The sequence below is a fragment of the Bartonella queenslandensis AUST/NH15 genome, from assembly GCF_000312585.1.
Lineage (GTDB): Bacteria > Pseudomonadota > Alphaproteobacteria > Rhizobiales > Rhizobiaceae > Bartonella > Bartonella queenslandensis_A.
This window is the reverse complement of sequence record NZ_HE998429.1, coordinates 1-255: the sequence shown is the minus strand read 5'-3', so window position 1 is coordinate 255 and position 255 is coordinate 1. Positions and strand designations below refer to the sequence as shown.

1 protein-coding gene is annotated in these 255 nt (G+C 32.5%); it reads right to left on the bottom strand.

Features of this window, described 5'->3' with window-relative positions; translation table 11 throughout:
- A partial coding sequence (locus BN338_RS10565; protein ID WP_039762563.1) for a hypothetical protein occupies positions 1-255 on the bottom strand: 255 nt, incomplete at both ends.

Here is a 255-nt window from a genome sequence, read left to right as displayed (position 1 = left end):
CCAATGTCGTGATAGTAAATCTTACACGGTTGTTTTTTATTTGGATTGCGCACAAAAATCGTTACAGCTATTCCATTTTGGCTTCCAGAACCAAAAACATTGCCTCCTTCCTTTGATAGCTCTTTTGATTTTATATTTTTTCGGATATCACCACGAAGATTAATAATATAAATAGAAGAATATTCATTTTGTAAGCATTTTCGCATGCCATCAGCAAATGTTTTATCTATCCATCCATTTCCAGAAATATAAGCT